The sequence below is a fragment of the Palleronia sp. LCG004 genome (assembly GCF_032931615.1).
GTDB lineage: Bacteria > Pseudomonadota > Alphaproteobacteria > Rhodobacterales > Rhodobacteraceae > Palleronia.
Genome location: NZ_CP136761.1, coordinates 15,984 through 35,060 on the forward strand (window position 1 = coordinate 15,984; position 19,077 = coordinate 35,060).

Sequence of the window (19,077 nt, forward strand, 5' to 3'; positions counted from 1 at the left end):
CTTTGGCGCAACCTGCCGCGCCCCCGCAGGATCGAGGGATAGATTCTCCGACCCCGAAGATAGCTTGTGACGGAAACAGAAAGCCCCGGGACCCGTCCGATGAACCGACCAGCTACCGCCGATCCCGCGACGATCGAGATCGCACCCTTCACCCAAGACCATATCCCCCAGGCACAGATCCTGTCGCTGGCCGAAGGGTGGCCGCACCGGGTCGAGGATTGGCAACTGACGCTGTCGGTCTCGAACGGGGTGGTGGCTCTCGACCGGGGGCGAGTGGTCGCGACGGCGCTCTGCTCGCTTCACGGTCCCGTGGCGACCCTGAACATGATCATCGTCGCCTCGGAAATGCGCGGCCGCGGCCTCGGACGCCAGGTGATGGAACGCGTCATCGCGCTGGCCGGCAATCGCGAGATGCGTCTGGTCGCGACCGATGCCGGGGTGCCGCTTTATCGCAAGCTCGGCTTCGTCGAGAGCGGGCGCATCGTGCAATTGCACGGCGAACCGCGCGTGGCGTCGCCCGTGCGTCCGGTCGAGATCGGCCCTGTCGAACCCCCACGCCTTGCCGGGATGGACCGCGCGGCAAGCGGGATGGAGCGCGAGGCGCTTCTGTCGCGGATCGCCGGAATCGGCGAGACGCTGAGCACCGAGGGCGGCTTCGCCCTGCTCCGGCCGTTCGGTCGCGGCCATGTGCTGGGTCCCGTCGTGGCGCGCGACGCGGTCGGCGCGCGCTCGCTCATCGCCGAAGGAGCGCGTCGCATGGACGGGCGGTATCTGCGCATCGACGTGCCCGAGGAAATGGGCCTCGTGCCATTCGTCGAGGGGCTGGGACTGTCGGTCGCGGGCGGCGGCGTGTCGATGGTGCGCGCGCCTCGCCCGCGCGAGGCGTCGGAATACCGGACCCACGCGCTGATCTCGCAGGCGCTCGGCTGAAGGGGGCCATCTTGGAACAGCCGATCGAACCTGTCATTCACGTGACCGATCCCGTTCGGGTGCTTCGATCGATCGAAGGCGCTCGACCCCCGACGACATGCCCACTCACGAGGTGACACGCTGATGGCCCTTCTGTTTCTTTCGACGCCTGCCCGGATTCCCGTCTGGCGCCCCCTCTTCGATGCGGCGGGCGAGACCCTGATCGAGAGCGAGGACGCGGTGTGCGATCCGGCCGAGGTTACGGCCATCGCCTGCTGGCAGCCGCCCGAAGACCTCTCGCGCTATCCAAACCTGCGTGCCGTCATTTCGGTCGGCGCGGGCGTCGATCACCTGCCGCCCCTGCCGCAAGGTGTCGCGCTGTCGCGCACGCTCGCCCCCGGGATCGAGGCAATGGTGCGCGACTGGGTGGTGATGGCGTCGCTCATGCTCCATCGCGACATGCCAACCTATCTCGAACAGGCGCGTGCAGGCGAATGGCGCGGCCACCCCGTCCCGCTCGCCGCCTCGCGTCGCATCGGTATCCTTGGGATGGGACGGATCGGAACGCTCGCCGCCGAAAGCCTTGCGGCCCTCGGCTTCGAGGTCGCGGGGCTGTCGCGGTCGGGCAAGGCGGGTGTCGTCCCGATGTTCGCCGCGCAGGATTTCAAGGCCTTCCTCGAACGCAGCGACATGCTGGTCTGCCTGCTTCCGCTCACGCCCGAGACGCGCGGTATCCTGAACGACGAGACGCTTTCCGCCCTGCCCATGGGCGCGAAGCTCGTCCAAGCGGGACGCGGCGCGCATCTGGACGCAGAGGCATTGCGCAGGGCGCTCGATGCCGGACGGATCTCGGCCGCGATGCTCGACGTGACCGATCCCGAACCGCTGCCGGCCGATCACTGGATGTGGTCCGATCCGCGCCTGATCGTGACGCCTCATGTCGCGGCCGAGACCGACGCGGCCGAGGGCGGGCGTCACGCCGTGTCGGTGATGACGGCCCTGAGGCACGGCGCTCCGATCCCGGGCCTGGTCGATCAGTCGCGCGGCTACTGATGCCCGTCAGTCGGGATCGCCGAAGAGCCGCGTGAGATCCACATGCTGACGCAGGAACGGCGTCTTGAGAACGACGAAGCTGAAATACTTGTCGATGCCGATATCGCGGTCGATCAGCCCCTCGACGATCGACTGGTAATCGTCGATCCCGCCGGTCACGAACTTCACGAGGTAGTCGTATCCGCCCGAGACGAGGTGGCATTCCACGCAGCTGTCGATCTTCTCCAGCGCCTCCTGAAAGCGCGCGAAATCGATCTGGCGATGGTTCTTCAGCGTGAATTCGGTAAAGACAGTCATTGTCGAGCCGAGCCGGGCAAGGTCGATCTGCGCCGAATACCCGGAGATGTATCCCGCCTGCTGCAACTTCTTGACCCGCATGAGACAGGGCGATGGCGAGAGGTTCACCGCATCGGCAAGCTCGACATTCGTGATCCGGCCGTTGCGTTGCAGCACGGCGAGGATTTTCACGTCGATCCTGTCGAGCTTGTAGGCGGGCTTCATGCCGCGTCCTTCCGCCTTGAGGAGAGCTTGCCGGACGATCCGGCCGGGATGATTGTCTAGTGCACTTCATCGCACGCCCGTTTCAACAGGAAATGCCGTTTGCGGCGGGCGATGCGGAAGAACCCGCTTGGCGCTCGCCGCTAGGGTTCCGTCAGCAGAAAGGTCCGCTCCCCATGTCCCCTCCCCGGCTCGACGTCGCCACATCCGATCATCTCCCGGCCGAGGCAGATTGCGTGGTCGTGGGCGGCGGTATCGTTGGGGTCTGCGCCGCCTACTGGCTGGCGCAGGCCGGCCAGAAGGTGGTTCTGGTCGAGAAGGGCAGGATCGGGGCCGAGCAGTCCAGCCGGAACTGGGGATGGTGCCGTCAGCAGAACCGCGACGCGCGGGAATTGCCGCTCTCGACGCGCAGCCTCGAGCTGTGGGAGCGGATGGGGGCCGAGATCGGCGACGATCTGGGCTTCCGGCGTTCGGGGCTCCTCTATCTTTCGGACGACGAGGCCGAGATCGAGGGGTGGGCGAAATGGGGGCGCTTCGCGCGTGGCGAGGGGATCGACACGCGGATGCTCGACGCTGAGGAGGCGCGCAGACGCGGTGCCGCGACAGGCCGTCTGTGGAAGGGCGGCGTCTGGTCGCCCAGCGACGGCATCGCCGATCCGTCACGCGCGGCACCCCTCGTCGCGCAGGCGGTCGAACGGATGGGCGGCCACGTCGTCCAGAACTGCGCCGCGCGCGGGATCGAACGGGCGGCCGGACGCGTGTCGGGCGTCGTCACGGAACGCGGCAGCGTTCGCACGCCCTCGGTCGTCGTGGCGGGCGGGGCATGGGCCGGCAGCTTCATGCACCAGATGGGCGTCTTCCTTCCGCAGGCCTCGGCACGCAGTTCGATCCTGTCGGTGGCACCGGGGGCGAAGGGCCTGCCCGACGCGCTGCACACCAGCGCCGTCACGGTCACGCGGCGCGGCGACGGTGGATACACGCTCGCCACATCGGGCTTCGCCAATCTCGACCCGACGCCCGGTGCGATCCTCGGCTTGCGGCATTTCCTGCCGATGTTCGCGCGTCGCTGGCGTCTGTTGCGACCGGGCGGCACCCAGGGCTGGCGCGCGGGGTTCGAGACGCGCCGCATCTGGGCGCTCGACCGGACGACGCCGATGGAACGGACCCGCATCCTCGACCCCGCGCCCTCCGCACGGACGATCGCGCGGACGCTCGCACGCGGTCGCGCGCTCCTGCCGGGGCTGGCCGAGATGCAGGTCCAGTCCGCATGGGCGGGCTATATCGACAGCACGCCCGATGGTGTACCGGTGATCGACGGAGATCTCGGGATTCCGGGGCTCGTCCTTGCCGCGGGGCTGTCCGGGCACGGCTTCGGCATCGGGCCGGGTGTCGGGCATCTCGTGGCGGACACGATCCTCGGGCGCGAACCCATCACCGAGACCGCGCAATACCGTCTCGCCCGTTTCGGGCGAAGCCAGTGGGGCAAAGTCTCCGACTTCTGATAACCGAAAGCGAAGCAGATCATGAACACCTACAAGCTGGCTCTCATTCCCGGCGACGGGATCGGCGGCGACGTCACCGATGCGGCGATGGAGATCCTCGAGGCGACCGCCAGGCGGCACGACTTCGCGCTCGAGCCGCAGCGCTTCGACTGGTCCTGCGCGCGCTACCTCGAGACCGGAGCGATGATGCCCGATGACGGGATCGAGGTGCTTCGCGGCTTCGACGCGATCCTCCTGGGGGCCGTGGGCTGGCCCGAGACGGTGCCCGATTCCGTCTCGCTCCACGGGTTGCTGCTGCCGATCCGCAAGGCCTTCGATCAATACGCCAATATCAGACCGCATCGCCTGCTGGCCGGGGTCGAGGGGCCGCTCAAGGCCGAAGGCTTCGACATTCTCTGCATCCGCGAGAATACCGAGGGCGAGTATTCCGGCGCGGGCGGCCGCGTCCATCGTGGCCACGACAACGAGGTCGCGGTCGAGACGGCGATCTTCACCCGCGCGGGTGTCGAGCGGATCCTGCGCTTCGCATTCGAACAGGCGCGCAACCGGCGCGGGCACGTGACCTCGGTCACGAAGTCCAACGCGCAGAAGCATTCCATGGTCTTCTGGGACGAGATGACCGCCCGCGTCGCGGCCGATTACCCCGACGTCACTGTCGAGCCGATGCATATCGACGCGATGGCCGCGAAGATGGTCATGGCCCCGGCGAGCCTCGACGTGGTGGTGGCCTCCAACCTCTTCGGCGACATTCTCACCGATCTGGGTGCGGCGATTCAGGGCGGGCTCGGCTTCGCGGCTTCCGCCAATATCCGCCCCGACCGCAGCGCGCCCTCCATGTTCGAGCCGGTGCACGGATCGGCCCCCGATATTGCGGGGCGCGGCATCGCCAATCCGATCGCGACCGTCTGGTCGGGGGCGATGATGCTCGATCATCTGGGCGAGGCAGAGGCCGCGGCACAGGTCATGGCCGCGATCGAGGCCGCGACCTCCCGCGGCATCGGCACCCTGCCCGGCCGCAATTCCACCGATCAGATCACGCAGGCGATCCTTGCCGCACTGGAGGAGCAGGCATGAAACTGCAAGATCCCGACCTTTTCCGCGACGCGGCCCTCATCGACGGCCGCTGGATCGCCAGAACGGGGCTTCCCGTGACGGATCCTGCGACGGGCGACACCCTCGGAGAGCTGCCCGACTGCACTGCCGACGAAACCCGCGAGGCCATCGCCGCGGCCGAGCGCGCAATGGTCGGCTGGCGCGCCCGGACCCATGCCGAGCGTGCCGATCTGCTGATGGAATGGTATCGCCTCATCCTCGGGAATACCGAGGATCTGGCCCAGATCCTCACCGCCGAGCAGGGCAAGCCCCTGTCGGAATCGCGCGGCGAGGTCGCCTATGGCGCAAGCTTCGTGCGCTGGTTCGCCGAAGAGGCGCGGCGCATCAACGGCAAGATCATCCCCTCGCCCGCCCGCGACAAGAAGATCTTCGCGATGAAGGAGCCGGTGGGCGTCTGCGCGATCGTTACGCCCTGGAACTTTCCCATCGCGATGATCACCCGCAAGGTCGCGCCGGGTCTGGCCGCGGGCTGCACGATGGTGGTGAAGCCGTCGGATTTCACTCCATACTCCGCCCTTGCGCTCGCCCGCCTGGCCGAGCGCGCCGGCATTCCCGCGGGCGTGATCAACGTGCTGACGGGCCGCCCCGAGGCGATCGGCGCGGCGCTGACGGAAAGCCCGGTGGTGCGCAAGCTGTCCTTCACCGGATCCACGCGGGTCGGCGCGCTTCTGGCGCAGCAATGCGCCCCGACGCTCAAGCGGCTGAGCCTCGAGCTTGGCGGCAATGCGCCCTTCGTGGTCTTCGACGATGCCGATCTCGACGCCGCGATCGAGGGTGCGATGCAGTCCAAGTTCCGCAATGGCGGGCAGACCTGCGTCTGCGCCAACCGGATCCTGGTGCAATCGGGCATCCACGATGCCTTCGTCGCGGGGCTCGCCGCGCGGGTGGACGCGCTTCGTGTGGGCCCCGGCACCGAGGACGGCGTCGATATCGGCCCGATGATCAACGCCGCCGCCATCGACAAGATCGACGCCCATCTCGCCGACGCGTTCGAACTGGGTGCCAGCCGCGTCACGAAACCGCGAGATCTGCCGGCGCAATATGCCGACCCCGTGGTCCTCGCAGGGGCCAAGGCGGCCATGCGCCTCGCCTCCGAAGAGACGTTCGGCCCCGTCGCGCCGATCTTCCGCTTCGACACCGAGGAAGAGGCGCTGACGCTCGCCAACGGCACGCCATTCGGTCTGGCTGCGTATTTTTACACCCGCGACATGGCCCGCGCCTTCCGCTTCGGCGAGGCGCTCGAGGTCGGGATGGTCGGCCTCAATACCGGCGTGCTCAGCAACGAGGTCTCTCCCTTCGGCGGGGTCAAGGCATCGGGTCTGGGCCGCGAGGGCGCACAGGAGGGAATCGAGGAGTATCTGGAGACGAAAGCCCTCCATTTCGGCGGCCTCTGAGCCGGAAACAACTCTGTGGCTTTCGCCGTCACGCAGTCCGACCTGCCCGATTTCCGGTCAATCGTGGCGGATCTGCATCGAAGATTGATCAATTTCCGGGCGGACCCGTTGATCCGCCCGGAATGACCCTTGCGCGAGACGGTCAGGTGTCGGATCGAGGTCCTGCACTGATTAAGCGTTTAACCTGACATGTCCCGCCCGTTCGCCTCCCTCCAGCAGATCGCAGATGCCGTCGGTGTTTCCACCGCCACGGTTTCGAACGCGCTGCGCGGCACGGGACGTGTCTCCGAAGGTGTTCAGGCGCGGGTCAGGGACGCGGCCCAACGGCTGGGCTATGTGCCCTCGCATGCGGCGCGCAGCCTGCGGCAGGGACGCTCGACGAATGTGGGTCTCGTCGTTCCCGACTTCTCGATGCCCCTTTTTCCAGCCTTCGTTCGCGCTTTCGAGCAGGCGGCGCGGCGACGCGGGCTCGCCCTGATGGTCGCGGAATCCATGGGCAATCCGGGCGATCAGCGCGCCGCGATCCGGGATCTGGAATCGCGGGGCGTGGATGCGGTCATCGTCATTCCCGTCCGGGACAGCGACGGCGGCCCGATGCCGTCGCACGTGCCCACAGTGACGGTCGATGCCGCGTCCAATCCCGACAATGCCGCCTCCAGCGATCACCGCGAGGGCGGCCGCATGATCGCGCGGCATCTGGTCGAACTCGGCCATCAAAGTGTCCTGACGCTCGTCTCGGCTGCGCAATCCTGCGTCAGCGCCGAGCGCGAGGGCGGGATGCGCGAGATCTTCGAGGCGGCCGGCATCCGTCTGCGCCGTATCGCCTGCGCGCCTTCCTTCGACGCGGCCTTCGCGCTGGGGGTCACTCTCGACACCGGCGATGCGACGGCATGCGCCGCAGCCTACGACGCGCAGGCCGTTGGCCTGATCGCCGCGTTGCGCGCGCGCGGCATCGACGTGCCGGGCGACCTGTCGGTCACCGGGTTCGACGATGTCATCTGGGGCCGGATCGTCGAGCCGCCGCTGACGACGATCGCGCAGGACCTCGATGCCGTGGCCGATCATGCCCTCGACGTCGCGACGGGCGCGTCTGCGGGCGCGCGCCTCTTTCCAGTCAAGCTCGTCACGCGCGGCTCGACCGCAGTGCCGACACCAACCCCCACCCGAAACCGAGAAGGATCGACGACATGACGACCCCCAGAATGATCAAGACCTCACTCATGGCGCTTGCGGTCGCCGCGCCGGCTTCGGCGCAGGATCTGACGATCTCCGTCTACGGCATCGCCCAGGACGAGTATCGCGAGGCGCTCTACACCCCGTTCGAGGAAATGTGCGATTGCACCCTTACCGTCGAGACCGGCAACAATTCCGAACGTCTGGCCAAGCTTGAGGCGAATGCGGCCTCCCCCGTGATCGACGTCATCGCGATCTCCGACGCCTCCGCGCTCGAGGCGGCCGAAAAGGGATTGCTGGCCCCGCTCGACGCCGCGAAGCTCTCGAATGTCGATGCACTCTACGACTTCGCTCGCGATCCGATCGGTGACGGGATGGCCGTCGGTTACACATTCTACGCGACCTCCGTGGTCGCGGCGGCGGACGAGGCCGACATCTCGAGCTGGACCGATCTGCTGTCCGACGATCTCGCGGGGCGCGTCGCGCTGCCCAACATCACCACGACGCAGGGGCCGCTCGCCCTTTACATGATCCAGCGCGCGCTCGACGTCGACGCGGCCGAGGCGGGCGACTTCACCGGCGCGATCGACCTCGTCGCCGAGAACCGCGACCGGATCGTCACTTTCTACGAGCGGTCCAGCCAGATCCCGCAGCTGATGGCGCAGGGCGAGATCCTGGCGACCTCCATCGGACGCTTCGCCTGGCCCGGCGTCGCGAACCTGCCCGTCGAGGCCGAGTGGATCATCCCCGAGGAAGGCCAGACCGGCGGCATCAACGTGCTGGCCGTCGTCGAGGGATCGGAGCAGGCCGATCTGGCCCATGAGTTCATCGATTACTGGCTGAGCGCCGAGGTCCAGCAGAAGATCGCGGAGATGGGCGTCGACAGCCCCGTCAACACCGCCGTCGAGCTGTCCGACGAGCAGGCCGAAGGCCTGACATACGGCACCGAGATGGCCGAGCGCATCCATTTCCTCCCGCCCTCGGTGCAGATCGAGAACCGCGAGGACTGGCTCGCGTCCTGGAACGAGAAGGTCGCCCGCTGACCATTCTGCCGGGGCGGCGCACCTGCCGCCCCCACGCCCACCGGAGCATGCCATGACCGACACGAGACGCGCGGGCCTCATCCTCATCGCGCCTGCCACGATCTTCGTCCTCGCGGGGTTCCTCGTCCCCGTCGTGATCCTTCTCTCCGGTGCCTTCCGGACCGAGGCGGGATGGACGATCGCCAATTTCGTCGAGTTCTTCTCCACGCCTCTCTATCTCGACGTGTTCCTGCGGACGTTCCGGCTCGGCCTCATGGTCACGGCCGCGGCCGCGCTGCTCGGATATCTCACCGCCATCGCCATCACCGAGACCTCGCCCTCGTGGCGGGGACGGCTGGTGGCGCTGCTGGTCCTGCCGCTGATGATCTCGCCGGTTGCACGGACCTATGCGTGGCTCGTGATCCTCGGGCGCACGGGGTTTCTCAACACCGCGCTGCAATCCATCGGCCTCACGGACGAGCCGCTGCGGATCCTCTTCACGGAGACGGCTGTCTTCATCGGTCTGCTGCAGCTCTTCTTCCCGCTCATGGTGCTGCCGCTCCTCTCCTCGCTCGAGAACCTGCCGCGCGACGTCGTGCCGGCCGCGCGCGTCCTCGGCGCGTCCTGGCCTGCGATCTTCTGGCGGGTCATCCTGCCGCTCACGCGCGAGGGGCTGGTGATCGGCGGCACGCTCACCTTCGTCGGCTCGCTCACCGCCTACGTGACGCCCGCCATCCTCGGCGGCTCCAAGGTCCTGATGCTCGAGACGCTTCTCTATCAACGGGTCTCGGTCGCCAACGACTACGCTTCTGCCGGCGTGATCGCCGTGATCCTCATCGCGATGAGCGTCGCCACCAACGCGCTGCTGAAGCGCCTCGCCTCGACCCGGAGAAGCGCACGATGAGAACCGCCGGATATTGTCTTCTCGCGGCCGTGATGCTGTTCCTGATCGGCCCCTTCGTCATCATCTGCCTCGCCGGACTGTCGGCGGGCGAAACGCTCGCCTTCCCGCCCGAAGGTCTGTCGCTGCGCTGGGTCATCCGCGTCTTCGAGATCGAATCCTTCCGGTCGAGCTTCATGCTGTCGCTCTTCCTCGGGATCGGCGCGACGATCTTCGCGCTCCTCCTCGGAATCCCCGCGGCCTATGCACTTGCGCGATACGACGTGCCTGGGGGCGAGGCGATCCGAAACGTGCTGACCGCGCCGATCATCGTGCCGGGCATCATCGTGGGCCTCGCGCTCCTTCGTCACCTCGTGATCCCGTCCGGGATCGGGGTGACGCCCGCGCTCTTTCTCGCGCATTCCGCATTGCTCGTGCCCTACGCGGTCAGGGTCGTCTCGGCCTCGCTCCAGAACCTCAGACCCGACATCGAGGAGGCGGCGATCCTGCTCGGGGCCTCCCGGATCGGGGCCTTCATGCGCGTCACGCTTCCCAATATCCGCGCCGGGATCATGGCGGCCTTCATCATTGGCTTCATCACCTCCTTCAACGAGGTGCCTGCCTCGCTCTTCCTGACGGGGCCCGGCATCGCCACGCTGCCCGTCGATATGCTGCTCTACATGGAATACAACTTCGACCCTTCGATCGCCGCGCTGTCGGGCCTGCTGGCCCTGATGTCGCTGGCCGTCGTGCTGGTCGCCGAACGCTTGCTGGGATTGTCGCGCTATGTCTGACCCGTTCCTGAAACTCAAGGACCTGACGCTCGCCTACGGTGGCAGCGTCGCGGTCGACAAGCTGAACTTCGAGATGGCCGAGGGCGAACTCGTCGCCCTGCTCGGGCCGTCCGGCTGCGGCAAGACCACGACGATGCGCTCCATCGCGGGGCTGATGAAGGCGCGTTCGGGTCGTATCCTGCTCGAGGGGCGCGACATCACCCGCGTCGCGGCGAACCGGCGCGGGATCGGCCTCGTCTTCCAGTCCTACGCCCTCTTCCCGCATCTCAGCGTCCGCGAGAACGTGGCCTTCGGTCTGCGGATCGCCGGAACCCCGGCGGCCGAGCGCGACACCCGCGTCGATGCCGCACTCGGTGCCGTCGGCCTCAGTGAATTCGCCGATCGCGCGCCCGCCGCGCTTTCGGGCGGGCAGCAGCAGCGCGTGGCCCTCGCCCGGTCGATCGTGATGGAGCCGAAACTTCTCCTTCTGGACGAGCCGCTCTCGAATCTCGACGCGCGTCTGCGTCTCGGCATGCGGACCGAGCTCGCCCGCCTCCAGCGCGAGCTCGGCATCGCCATGCTCTACGTGACGCACGATCAGGTCGAGGCGCTGGCCCTCGCCGACCGGGTCATCGTGATGCAGGGCGGCCGGATCGAACAGATCGGAACCCCCGAGGATATCTACGAACGGCCCGCCTCGCCCTTCGTGGCCCGGTTCATCGGGTTCGAGAACACGTTCGAGACCGAGGGCACCACCCTGGTCGGGCCGACGGGACGCGCCCCCGCCGGGTTCGAGATCCCCCCGGACGCGCGCGGTCTGGCCTGGCGGCCGAAATCGGTCCCGCTGGGGGAAGGCCCGCATCGCGGAAGCATCGTCGGCGCGTCCTATCAGGGCGAAAGCGTGGAATACCTCCTCGACACGCCCCTGGGAGAGATCAAGGCCGAACGCCCAGCATCCGAGCCGCGCCACGCCCCCGGAACCGAAGTTTCCTTCGATCTGCCGCTCGACCGCGCCGTGGTGCTGCCCCATGGCTGAGGGCGCGGTCTGGGTCGATACAGACATGGGTTTCGACGATCTCGCCGCGATCTGCCTGCTGAGGGGCGCGGGCGTGCGGATCGCCGGCCTGTCGACCGTGGCGGGCAACGCACCGCTTCCGCAGGTGACGGCGAACGCGCTTTCGGCCCGCGCCACCTTCGGCTGGACGATGCCGATCCACGAAGGTGCCGATCGACCCCTCGCGCAGGCTCCCGTGACGGCCGGTTATGTCCTGGGCGAGACCGGAATGCCCAGTTCCGGTCGCATCCTCCCCCCGCCGAGCGGAGAGGTCGAACCCGATGACGCGGTTTCAGCGCTTGTCCGGTTCGCGACCGGAGGCGGCCGCGATGTGCTTGCGCTGGGGCCGCTCACGAATCTTGCAAGGCTGGCCGAGGCGCATCCGGATGCGATGCGGGGGCTCAGAGTGACGTGGATGGGCGGGTCCGCCGGGGCCGGCAACCATACCGCCGCAGCCGAGTTCAACGCCGCTGCCGATCCCGAGGCACTTGCCGCGATCCTCGCCTCGGGCGCGGAGTTCCGGATGGTCGATCTCGAAACCTGCCGACAGGTCGAGGTCGCGGATAGCGACGCAGACCGGCTCCGCGCGCTCAACGGCGATGTGGCGGCGCTGCTGGCCGATCTGTTGCAGGGCTATGTCGACATCTCGGGACGCGGGCGAATGGCGCTCTACGATCCGGTGGCGGCCGCCGCACTCGCGGATCCCGCCTCCGTATCCTTCGCGCCCGCCCGCGTCGATGCCGAGCTCGACGGCACTCATACCCGCGGGATGAGCGTCGTCGAATGGCGCGCCCGCAAGTCCGCCCCGAACGCGGTCGTCTCCCGCAGCACCGATGCAGGGCAGGTCCGCGTCCTCTTCCTCACCGGTCTCCTCCACGCCGCGACGGAGGCGCAGTCATGACCGACCCCCACGATCTCGACGATCCCGCCCTGCGCGACCGCGCCGTCGCCGCCGCGCGCGGACAACGTCCCTTCGACCTCCTCCTGACCGGCGGAATGCTGGTCGACGTGACCACGGGCGAGCTTCGGACGGCCGATATAGGCATCACCGGACCGCTAATCGCGTCGGTCCACGCGCCCGGCGCGCGCGCGGATGCGGCCGAGACCATCGCCCTCGACGGGGCCTTCGTTGCACCCGGCCTCATCGACACGCACATGCATGTCGAAAGCTCCATGATCACGCCCCGCCGCTATGCCGAGATCGTCGTGCCCCAGGGCACCACGACGATCTGCTGGGACCCGCACGAGGTCGGCAATGTCGCAGGGCTCGACGGCGTCCGCTGGGCCATCGCAGCCTCGCGCGACCTGTCGCTCAGGACGCTGATGCTGGCCCCGTCCTGCGTGCCCTCCGCACCAGGCCTCGAACGCGCCGGTGCCGAGGTAGGCGGCTCCGAGATGGCCGAGATGCTGGGCTGGCCCGAGATCCACGGCGTGGCCGAGATCATGGACATGCGCGGCGTGCTGGCGCGGTCGTCTCGGATGCGTGACATCGTGACCGAGGGCCTCGCATCGGGCAAGCTCGTCTGCGGCCATGCGCGTGGCCTTGGCGGTGCCGACCTCCAGGCATTCGCGGCCGCCGGGATCGGCTCCGATCACGAGATCACCGACGGCGACGACCTTCTGGCCAAGCTGCGCGCGGGTCTCACGGTCGAACTCAGGGGCAGCCACGATCACGTCCTTCCGAGCGCGGTCGCGGCCCTTGCCACCCTGCCCCGCCTTCCCTCGACGCTGACGATCTGCACCGACGACGTCTTTCCCGACGATCTGGTCGAAAGCGGCGGCATGGCCGACGTGCTGCGCCGGCTCGTGGGCTACGGCCTCGATCCGGTGATTGCGTTGCAGGCCGCGACGCTCAACGCGGCCCACCGGGTCGGACGCGAGGATCTCGGCCGTGTCGCCCCCGGAAGGCGGGCCGACATCGCCGTCTTCCGGGATCTCGCGCGCTTCGACTGCACGCTGACGATCGCCTCGGGCCGCATCGTCGCGCGGGACGGCACGGTCGCCTCGCAGCCGGCCGAGGGGGTCGAGACCGCGTTCACCGACACCATGCACATCGCGCCTGTCGACACCGAGACGTTCACCCTGCGCGCAGAGGGCGCGGCGGTCACGCTCAACACCGTACTGCGACCCCGCTTCACCGAATGGAGCACGCGAGAGGCCGAGGTTCGCGACGGCCGCGTGATCCTGCCCGACGGCACGCTCCTGATGGCGGTGCTCAATCGCCATGCGGGGGACGAAGGCGGCGGGCTCGGCGTGCTCGATGGGTGGGGCGACTGGGACGGGGCGATCGCCACGACGGTCTCGCATGACAGCCACAACTTGACGGTCTTCGGACGGGATGCGGCCGACATGGCCGCCGCGGCCAACGCGCTCATCGAATGCGGCGGCGGCATGGCCGTGGCGCAGGGCGGCGTCGTGACGGCACTGCTTCCCCTGCCCGTCTGTGGCCTGCTGAGCGACGCGCCCGCGACCGAGGTCGCGGAGCGTCTGCGCGTTCTGCGCCGTGCGACCGAATCCGTCGCGGACTGGCAGCCGCCGACCGTGACCTTCAAGTCGCTCGTGGGGGCGAGCCTGGCCTGCAATCCGGGCCCCCATGTCACCGATCTGGGGATCGCCGACGGCCTGACGGGAGAGTTCCGACCCGCCATCCGGCCCTGACGCGCCAATCTCACCGGCGCGCCACGGAAAGGTCGTCACCGCGTCGGCCGATGCTACCAGCTGTGACGCAGGGTGGCCCTCACCTCCCGGCCGGGGTTGTAGAAATCGGCATAGAACCCGCCGTAGGACACGTGTTTCTCGTCCAACAGGTTCGTCGCGTTGATGGAAAGTTCGGTGCTTTCCGTCAGCGCATAGCCATAGGAGGCATCGACCGCCACGTAGCTGTCGGATTCACCAACCTGGTTCGTGTCGTCGAAGAAATAACCGTCGCTGTAGCGAAGCCCGAGACCGAAGGTCATGTCCCCGCGCGGCCCATCGCCCCCCAGCGTGTATGTCGCCCAGACGGAACCCAGCCGCTCCGGAACCCGCGCAGGCCGGTTGCCCACATTGCCCCCGGTGCCGTTCTCGACGATCTCGGGATCGAGATAGCTCAGCGCCGCGATCAGCTCGACCGCACCGATCTCTGCCTTGGCCTCGAGATCGACGCCGCGCACGCGGATCTCGCCGATGGGCTCGGCCAGGTTCGTCACGGGATTCGTGCGCGTGATGTTCGTCTTCGACAGGTCGTAGGCCGATGCGGTGAGGAGCGTGCCACCGCCGAAAGGCCGCCATTTCGCGCCGATCTCGACCTGCTCGCCCTCCTCCGGCTCGACGCCGGTGCCCGCGGGGATGACCGATTCCGCATAGCTCGCGAAGACCGACAGGTCCGGTGTCGCGCGATAGGTCAGACCGATCCGGCCCGTCGTGGCACTGATGTCGTTCGTCGCGACCGTCCCGGCGATCCCGTCGCGCTCCGTCACGTCGATCCAGTCATGGCGCAGGCCGAATGATCCGACGATCCGTTCGTTCCAGTCAAGGGTCTGTTGCAGGTAGATCGCACGGCCGTCGCGTTCGGTCTCGGTATCGGCAAAAAGCGGCACCTCGTCCGGCGCACCCGTCGGGGCCGGGTCCGCGATCGGGACCGAGGGCGCGGGCCCGAAGAAGCTCAGGCCCCTATCGTCGAAGCGCGACGCCTCGACACCCACCAGCGTCGTGCTCTCGACGGCACCGAACCGCCGGTCGTATTCCAGATGGATGTCGGCGATCGCGACCTGTTCGTGCCCGTCGCTTCCGAAATAGCTGCGTTCCGCCAGCGTGTCGGTCTGCCCAGAGATGTAGGCATAGCCGAAATCGGTCTCGGCATCGCTCCAGCGCGCGGTCCCGCCCAGGCGCAGTCCGTTGCCGAAATCGTGCCGTCCGATCAGCGTCACGGTGGTGCGATCCGTGCCCCGGTAGTTGTAGTCAGGCTCCCCGAAGAAGGTCGAGGACCGGTCGAAATCGTAGCCCAGCGGGAAGCCGCCGCTTCCCGGCACGCCGTCGCGGTCCAGATCGTCGACGATCAGCGTCAGCTCGCTCCGGTCGGTCGGCCGCCACGACAATCCGCCCATGACGAAGACCTCGTCGTTGCGCGAGGCAGGGTATTCCCGCTTGCCGTCGCGCACGAGGCCGGTGAAACGATAGGAAAGCGTGCCGTCCGCATTCAACGCGTCGCCGAAATCAACCCCGATCTCGGACGTGTCGAAGGACCCGACCGTGCCGTAGACCGAGCCGAACCGTTCGTCACGCGGGGTCTTGGTGACGTAGTTCACCGCGCCGCCGGGATCGGAAATGCCGAAGACGGCCGAATTCGCCCCCTTGAAGACCTCGACCCGTTCGAAGGCGAAGGGCTCTTCGCGGATGCCGCCGAAATTCGCCCCGAGGGTCAGCCCGTCGCGGTAGGTATAGGCGTCGAAGCCCCGGATCGAGAAATAGTCGAACCGGTCATCCGCACCGTAGCTGTCGGTGACGATGCCGGCGGTGTAGTTCAGGACCTCCTCGACGCTGGTCGCGCCGCGCTGCTCGATCTCGGCGCTGGTGACGACCGAGATTGTCGACGGAATCTCCAGCACGTCGCCGGAGATCTTGCCGCCCGCGCCGATGTCCTCTGCAACGATGGTCTCCCCGTCGGCGATCGGGCCGGCCTCGAGCACGAGGTCCGGCAGCCTTACGAAGTCTTGCGCCGCGATCGGGCCGGGAACGATCGCGGTGCAACAAAGCAGTGCGGGGGCAAGCGCACGGCGGGTTTGACGGGATGGGGAGAGCATGGCGGGCCTTTACCTTAGTATTTCTATCGGCCATTCGCTACCGCTCCTCGTCGATCAAGGCGAGCGCTTACCAGAGCATTTCTGTCAGGATTCTTTCCCTGTCACCTTTTCGACACTCGAACAGTGGTGACGACCGATCGGGATCATGCTCGGACAGCCCGAAACGGGATCGGTGACGATCCGGGCCGCAAGGCCGAAGACGGCGCGGACATTGCGTTCGGTCAGGATCTCGGCCGGATCTCCCTCCGCGTGGATGCCGCCGCCCGCGATGGCGACAAGGCGGTCGGAGTAGCGCGCCGCGAGGTTCAGATCGTGCAGCACCATGACGATCGTCGTTCCACGCGTTCGGTTCAGATCGACCAGCAGGTCGAGCACGTCGATCTGATGAGCCACGTCCAGAAAGGTCGTCGGCTCGTCGAGCAGCAGCAGGTCCGTTTCCTGGGCAAGGGCCATCGCGATCCAGGCGCGTTGCCGCTGGCCGCCCGACAGGGTGTCGATTTCGCGCGCGGCGAGATCCGCCATCCCCGTCATGGCGAGCGCGTTCTCGACAATCCTTCTGTCCCGCGCCGTCCAGGAGGAGAAGAGCCCGTGATGCGGATGCCGTCCCCGCGCGACCAGGTCGGCAACGGTGATCCCTTCGGGCGCGTCGGGCGATTGCGCGAGCAGCCCGAGAGAGCGGGCGACTTCGCGCGACCGCATCGCATGGATCGACCGCCCGTCGAGCAGCGCCTGCCCTCCCATGGGCGAAAGCACCCGTGCCAACGTCCGCAAAAGCGTCGACTTGCCCGACGCATTGCCGCCCACGATCGAGGTGATCCGCCCCGGCAGCAGCTTCAGCGTCACGCCGTCGAGAATGCGGCGATCGTCGTATCCGGCGGCAAGATCCAAGGCCTCGAGGCGGGCGGGTCCGGTCACAAGGCACCTCCTGCGCGGTTCGCGCGCGTGATGAGATATAACAGAAAGGGCGCGCCGAGCGCGCCCGTGACGACCCCCACCGGCAGCCGCACGGGCAGCAGGAACTGCCCCGCGAAATCACCCCCCAGCACGAGGATCGCACCCATAGCCGCGGCCGCCGGCAACCGAGCCCGCCCGCGCGTGAGGCGCGCGGCGATGGGCCCCGCGAGGAAGGCCACGAAGGCCACCGGCCCGGCCGCGGCGGTCGCGAAGGCCACGAGCCCTACGGCCGCCAGCGTCACCCTCAGCCGCGTGAGATCCGGTCTCACCCCCAGCCCCGCCGCCATGTCGTCGCCGAGCCGCAGGATCTCGAGATCGCGCGCCCTGCTCGCCAGCAATCCGCCAAAGCCGATCAGCGCGGCAGCGACCGGCCAGACATGCTCCGTCCGCGCGCCGTTCATGCTCCCGGTCAGCCAGCGCATCGCCTCGGCCCGATCCCAGGCCTGCGCGTCGAGCAGCATGTAGGACGTCGCGCTGTCGAGCATCGCGGCGATGCCGATGCCCACCAGGATGAACCTTGCCCCGGCCGCGCTTCGGCCCGACGACAGGCCCCAGATCGCGCCCGCGACGCCCAGCCCCGACACCACGGCGAAGAGCGACACGACCGGCCCGTCGAGCGACAGGACCACGATGGCAAAGACCGCGGCCGTCCCCGCGCCCGCGCTGATGCCGATGATGTCAGGCGAGGCGAGCGGATTGCGCAGCATGAGCTGGAACGCCACGCCGCCAAGGCCGAACGAAAGCCCGGTGACGAGCGACAGCAGCGCGCGCGGCAACCTCAGATCCTGAACGAGGAACGACGTGCCCGGAACGTCGCGACCCAGAAGCGCTGCCAGAACCTCCGGCACCGGCGCACAGCCTTGCCCGCAGACGAGCGTGAGCGCGAAAAGCGCCGCGACCCCCGTCGCAAGGGCGGCAAGCACGCAACCGGTGCGCGATCCTCTCCCTGCGCCACGGGCCACTTGCGCGATCCCGCTCACAGCCCGCGGATCCTCTGCCGCCGGACCGTCCATATGAAGAACGGCGCGCCGACGAAGGCCGTGACCACGCCCACGTCGAGTTCGTTCGGCCGCGCGACGACGCGCCCCAGAACGTCCGACAGCGCCAGCAGGATCGCCCCGCCGAGCGCCGAGGCCGGCAGCAGCACGCGGTGGTCGGTCCCGCCGAGTATCCGGCAGAGATGCGGCACGATCAGTCCCACGAACCCGATCGGCCCGCAAAGCGCCGTCGCCGTCCCCGACAGCACGACCGCCGCGACCCCGGCGAGGATCCGGCCGGTCACGACATTCTGGCCCAGCCCCGTGGCCTGCTCGTCGCCGAGCGCCAGGGCATTCAGCACCCGCGCCGAGGCGAAGCTCAGCAGCAATCCCACGCCGAGGAACGGCAGCGCCGGCAGCAGCGTGTCGAAGCTCGCGCCTCCGACACCGCCGACGGACCAGGCCTGCACGGTGCCGGCGATGTCGTTGCGCGGGAGGATGATGGCGATGACGAAGGCCGATGCGCTGATCGTCGTCGCGGTCCCGGCGAGCGTCAGCTTCAGCGGCGTGGCCCCGTCCCGCCCGATCGACGCGATCGCGAAGACGAGGATGCCGGCGCATCCCGCCCCCGCCACGCCGATCCAGAGATAGGCCGCCGCCCCCGAGATCCCGAACCAAGCGATGCCGATCGCGACGAAAAGCGCGGCCCCGGCATTCACTCCGAGGATCCCCGGATCGGCGAGCGGATTGCGGGTAAAGCCCTGCATGATCGCCCCGGCAAGACCCAGCGCGCCCCCCGCCAGAAGCGCCAGTGCCGTGCGCGGCAGCCGTACCGCGACGGCCGCCGTCCCGATCGTGTCCGCACGGCCCGCTAAAGCGGCCCAGACATCACCCAACGGCACGTTCCGCGTCCCGACCGTCACCGACAACGTGGCGGCCAGGCCCAGCAGCGCCAAAGCGGCCAGAAGCTTCAGCGGGACTGTCGCCGACATCG

Annotated in this window: 17 protein-coding genes; 12 read left to right on the top strand and 5 right to left on the bottom strand. The window is 68.3% G+C overall.

The features are described 5' to 3' along the window. Positions 1-99 precede the first annotated feature (99 nt). Together RVY76_RS16435 and RVY76_RS16440 are read left to right on the top strand one after the other, a co-directional pair. The gene (locus tag RVY76_RS16435) at positions 100-930 is read left to right on the top strand and encodes a GNAT family N-acetyltransferase (RefSeq protein WP_317377381.1); all 831 of its coding nucleotides are present in this window, start codon (positions 100-102) and stop codon (positions 928-930) included. 123 nt (positions 931-1,053) lie between these two features. Then, positions 1,054-1,962, top strand: a complete 909-nt coding sequence (locus tag RVY76_RS16440; protein WP_317377383.1) for a glyoxylate/hydroxypyruvate reductase A — start codon at positions 1,054-1,056, stop codon at positions 1,960-1,962. A gap of 6 nt (positions 1,963-1,968) precedes the next feature. Here RVY76_RS16440 and RVY76_RS16445 read toward each other — a convergent pair whose 3' ends face one another. Next, positions 1,969-2,463, bottom strand: coding sequence for an Lrp/AsnC family transcriptional regulator (locus tag RVY76_RS16445; RefSeq protein ID WP_317377385.1), 495 nt, complete (start codon positions 2,461-2,463; stop codon positions 1,969-1,971). 173 nt (positions 2,464-2,636) lie between these two features. Between RVY76_RS16445 and RVY76_RS16450 the strand changes: the two genes are divergently transcribed. The 10 genes from RVY76_RS16450 to RVY76_RS16495 all read left to right on the top strand — a co-directional run bounded on the left by RVY76_RS16450 (position 2,637) and on the right by RVY76_RS16495 (position 14,029). Then, positions 2,637-3,962 carry an FAD-binding oxidoreductase gene (locus RVY76_RS16450; protein WP_317377387.1) on the top strand — a complete coding sequence of 442 codons (1,326 nt, stop codon included), beginning with the start codon at positions 2,637-2,639 and terminating at the stop codon, positions 3,960-3,962. Positions 3,963-3,983: 21 nt separating this feature from the next. Continuing rightward, positions 3,984-5,036: a tartrate dehydrogenase gene (locus RVY76_RS16455; RefSeq protein ID WP_317377389.1), complete on the top strand. Its 1,053-nt coding sequence runs from the start codon at positions 3,984-3,986 to the stop codon at positions 5,034-5,036. After that, a complete protein-coding gene (locus RVY76_RS16460; RefSeq protein ID WP_317377391.1) occupies positions 5,033-6,469 on the top strand; it encodes an NAD-dependent succinate-semialdehyde dehydrogenase in 1,437 nt (478 codons plus the stop codon). The genes RVY76_RS16455 and RVY76_RS16460 overlap by 4 nt, the downstream gene beginning before the upstream one ends. Positions 6,470-6,658: 189 nt before the next feature. Beyond that, positions 6,659-7,660 (top strand): LacI family DNA-binding transcriptional regulator, encoded by a 1,002-nt coding sequence (locus RVY76_RS16465; RefSeq protein ID WP_317377393.1) that lies wholly within the window; start codon positions 6,659-6,661, stop codon positions 7,658-7,660. Then, complete coding sequence (locus RVY76_RS16470) at positions 7,657-8,685, top strand: PotD/PotF family extracellular solute-binding protein (RefSeq protein WP_317377395.1); 1,029 nt, start codon at positions 7,657-7,659, stop codon at positions 8,683-8,685. Before RVY76_RS16465 ends, RVY76_RS16470 begins: the two co-directional genes overlap by 4 nt. A gap of 52 nt (positions 8,686-8,737) precedes the next feature. Next, positions 8,738-9,568, top strand: a complete 831-nt coding sequence (locus RVY76_RS16475) for an ABC transporter permease (RefSeq protein WP_317377397.1) — start codon at positions 8,738-8,740, stop codon at positions 9,566-9,568. Continuing rightward, a complete protein-coding gene (locus RVY76_RS16480; protein WP_317377399.1) occupies positions 9,565-10,338 on the top strand; it encodes an ABC transporter permease in 774 nt (257 codons plus the stop codon). Before RVY76_RS16475 ends, RVY76_RS16480 begins: the two co-directional genes overlap by 4 nt. Next, positions 10,331-11,353 carry an ABC transporter ATP-binding protein gene (locus RVY76_RS16485; protein ID WP_317377401.1) on the top strand — a complete coding sequence of 341 codons (1,023 nt, stop codon included), beginning with the start codon at positions 10,331-10,333 and terminating at the stop codon, positions 11,351-11,353. Before RVY76_RS16480 ends, RVY76_RS16485 begins: the two co-directional genes overlap by 8 nt. Then, a complete protein-coding gene (locus RVY76_RS16490; RefSeq protein ID WP_317377403.1) occupies positions 11,346-12,272 on the top strand; it encodes a nucleoside hydrolase in 927 nt (308 codons plus the stop codon). Before RVY76_RS16485 ends, RVY76_RS16490 begins: the two co-directional genes overlap by 8 nt. After that, positions 12,269-14,029 (top strand): adenine deaminase, encoded by a 1,761-nt coding sequence (locus RVY76_RS16495; RefSeq protein ID WP_317377405.1) that lies wholly within the window; start codon positions 12,269-12,271, stop codon positions 14,027-14,029. The genes RVY76_RS16490 and RVY76_RS16495 overlap by 4 nt, the downstream gene beginning before the upstream one ends. A gap of 53 nt (positions 14,030-14,082) precedes the next feature. On the opposite strand, the gene RVY76_RS16500 is transcribed toward RVY76_RS16495, so the two are convergent. From RVY76_RS16500 to RVY76_RS16515, 4 genes are all read right to left on the bottom strand, one after another. Next, positions 14,083-16,152 carry a TonB-dependent siderophore receptor gene (locus RVY76_RS16500; protein ID WP_317377407.1) on the bottom strand — a complete coding sequence of 690 codons (2,070 nt, stop codon included), beginning with the start codon at positions 16,150-16,152 and terminating at the stop codon, positions 14,083-14,085. 84 nt (positions 16,153-16,236) lie between these two features. After that, complete coding sequence (locus tag RVY76_RS16505) at positions 16,237-17,067, bottom strand: ABC transporter ATP-binding protein (RefSeq protein WP_317377409.1); 831 nt, start codon at positions 17,065-17,067, stop codon at positions 16,237-16,239. Then, positions 17,064-18,119 (bottom strand): FecCD family ABC transporter permease, encoded by a 1,056-nt coding sequence (locus RVY76_RS16510; protein WP_410796054.1) that lies wholly within the window; start codon positions 18,117-18,119, stop codon positions 17,064-17,066. The genes RVY76_RS16505 and RVY76_RS16510 overlap by 4 nt, the downstream gene beginning before the upstream one ends. Then, positions 18,083-19,075 (bottom strand): iron ABC transporter permease, encoded by a 993-nt coding sequence (locus RVY76_RS16515; RefSeq protein WP_317377411.1) that lies wholly within the window; start codon positions 19,073-19,075, stop codon positions 18,083-18,085. The genes RVY76_RS16510 and RVY76_RS16515 overlap by 37 nt, the downstream gene beginning before the upstream one ends. Positions 19,076-19,077: the final 2 nt, after the last annotated feature.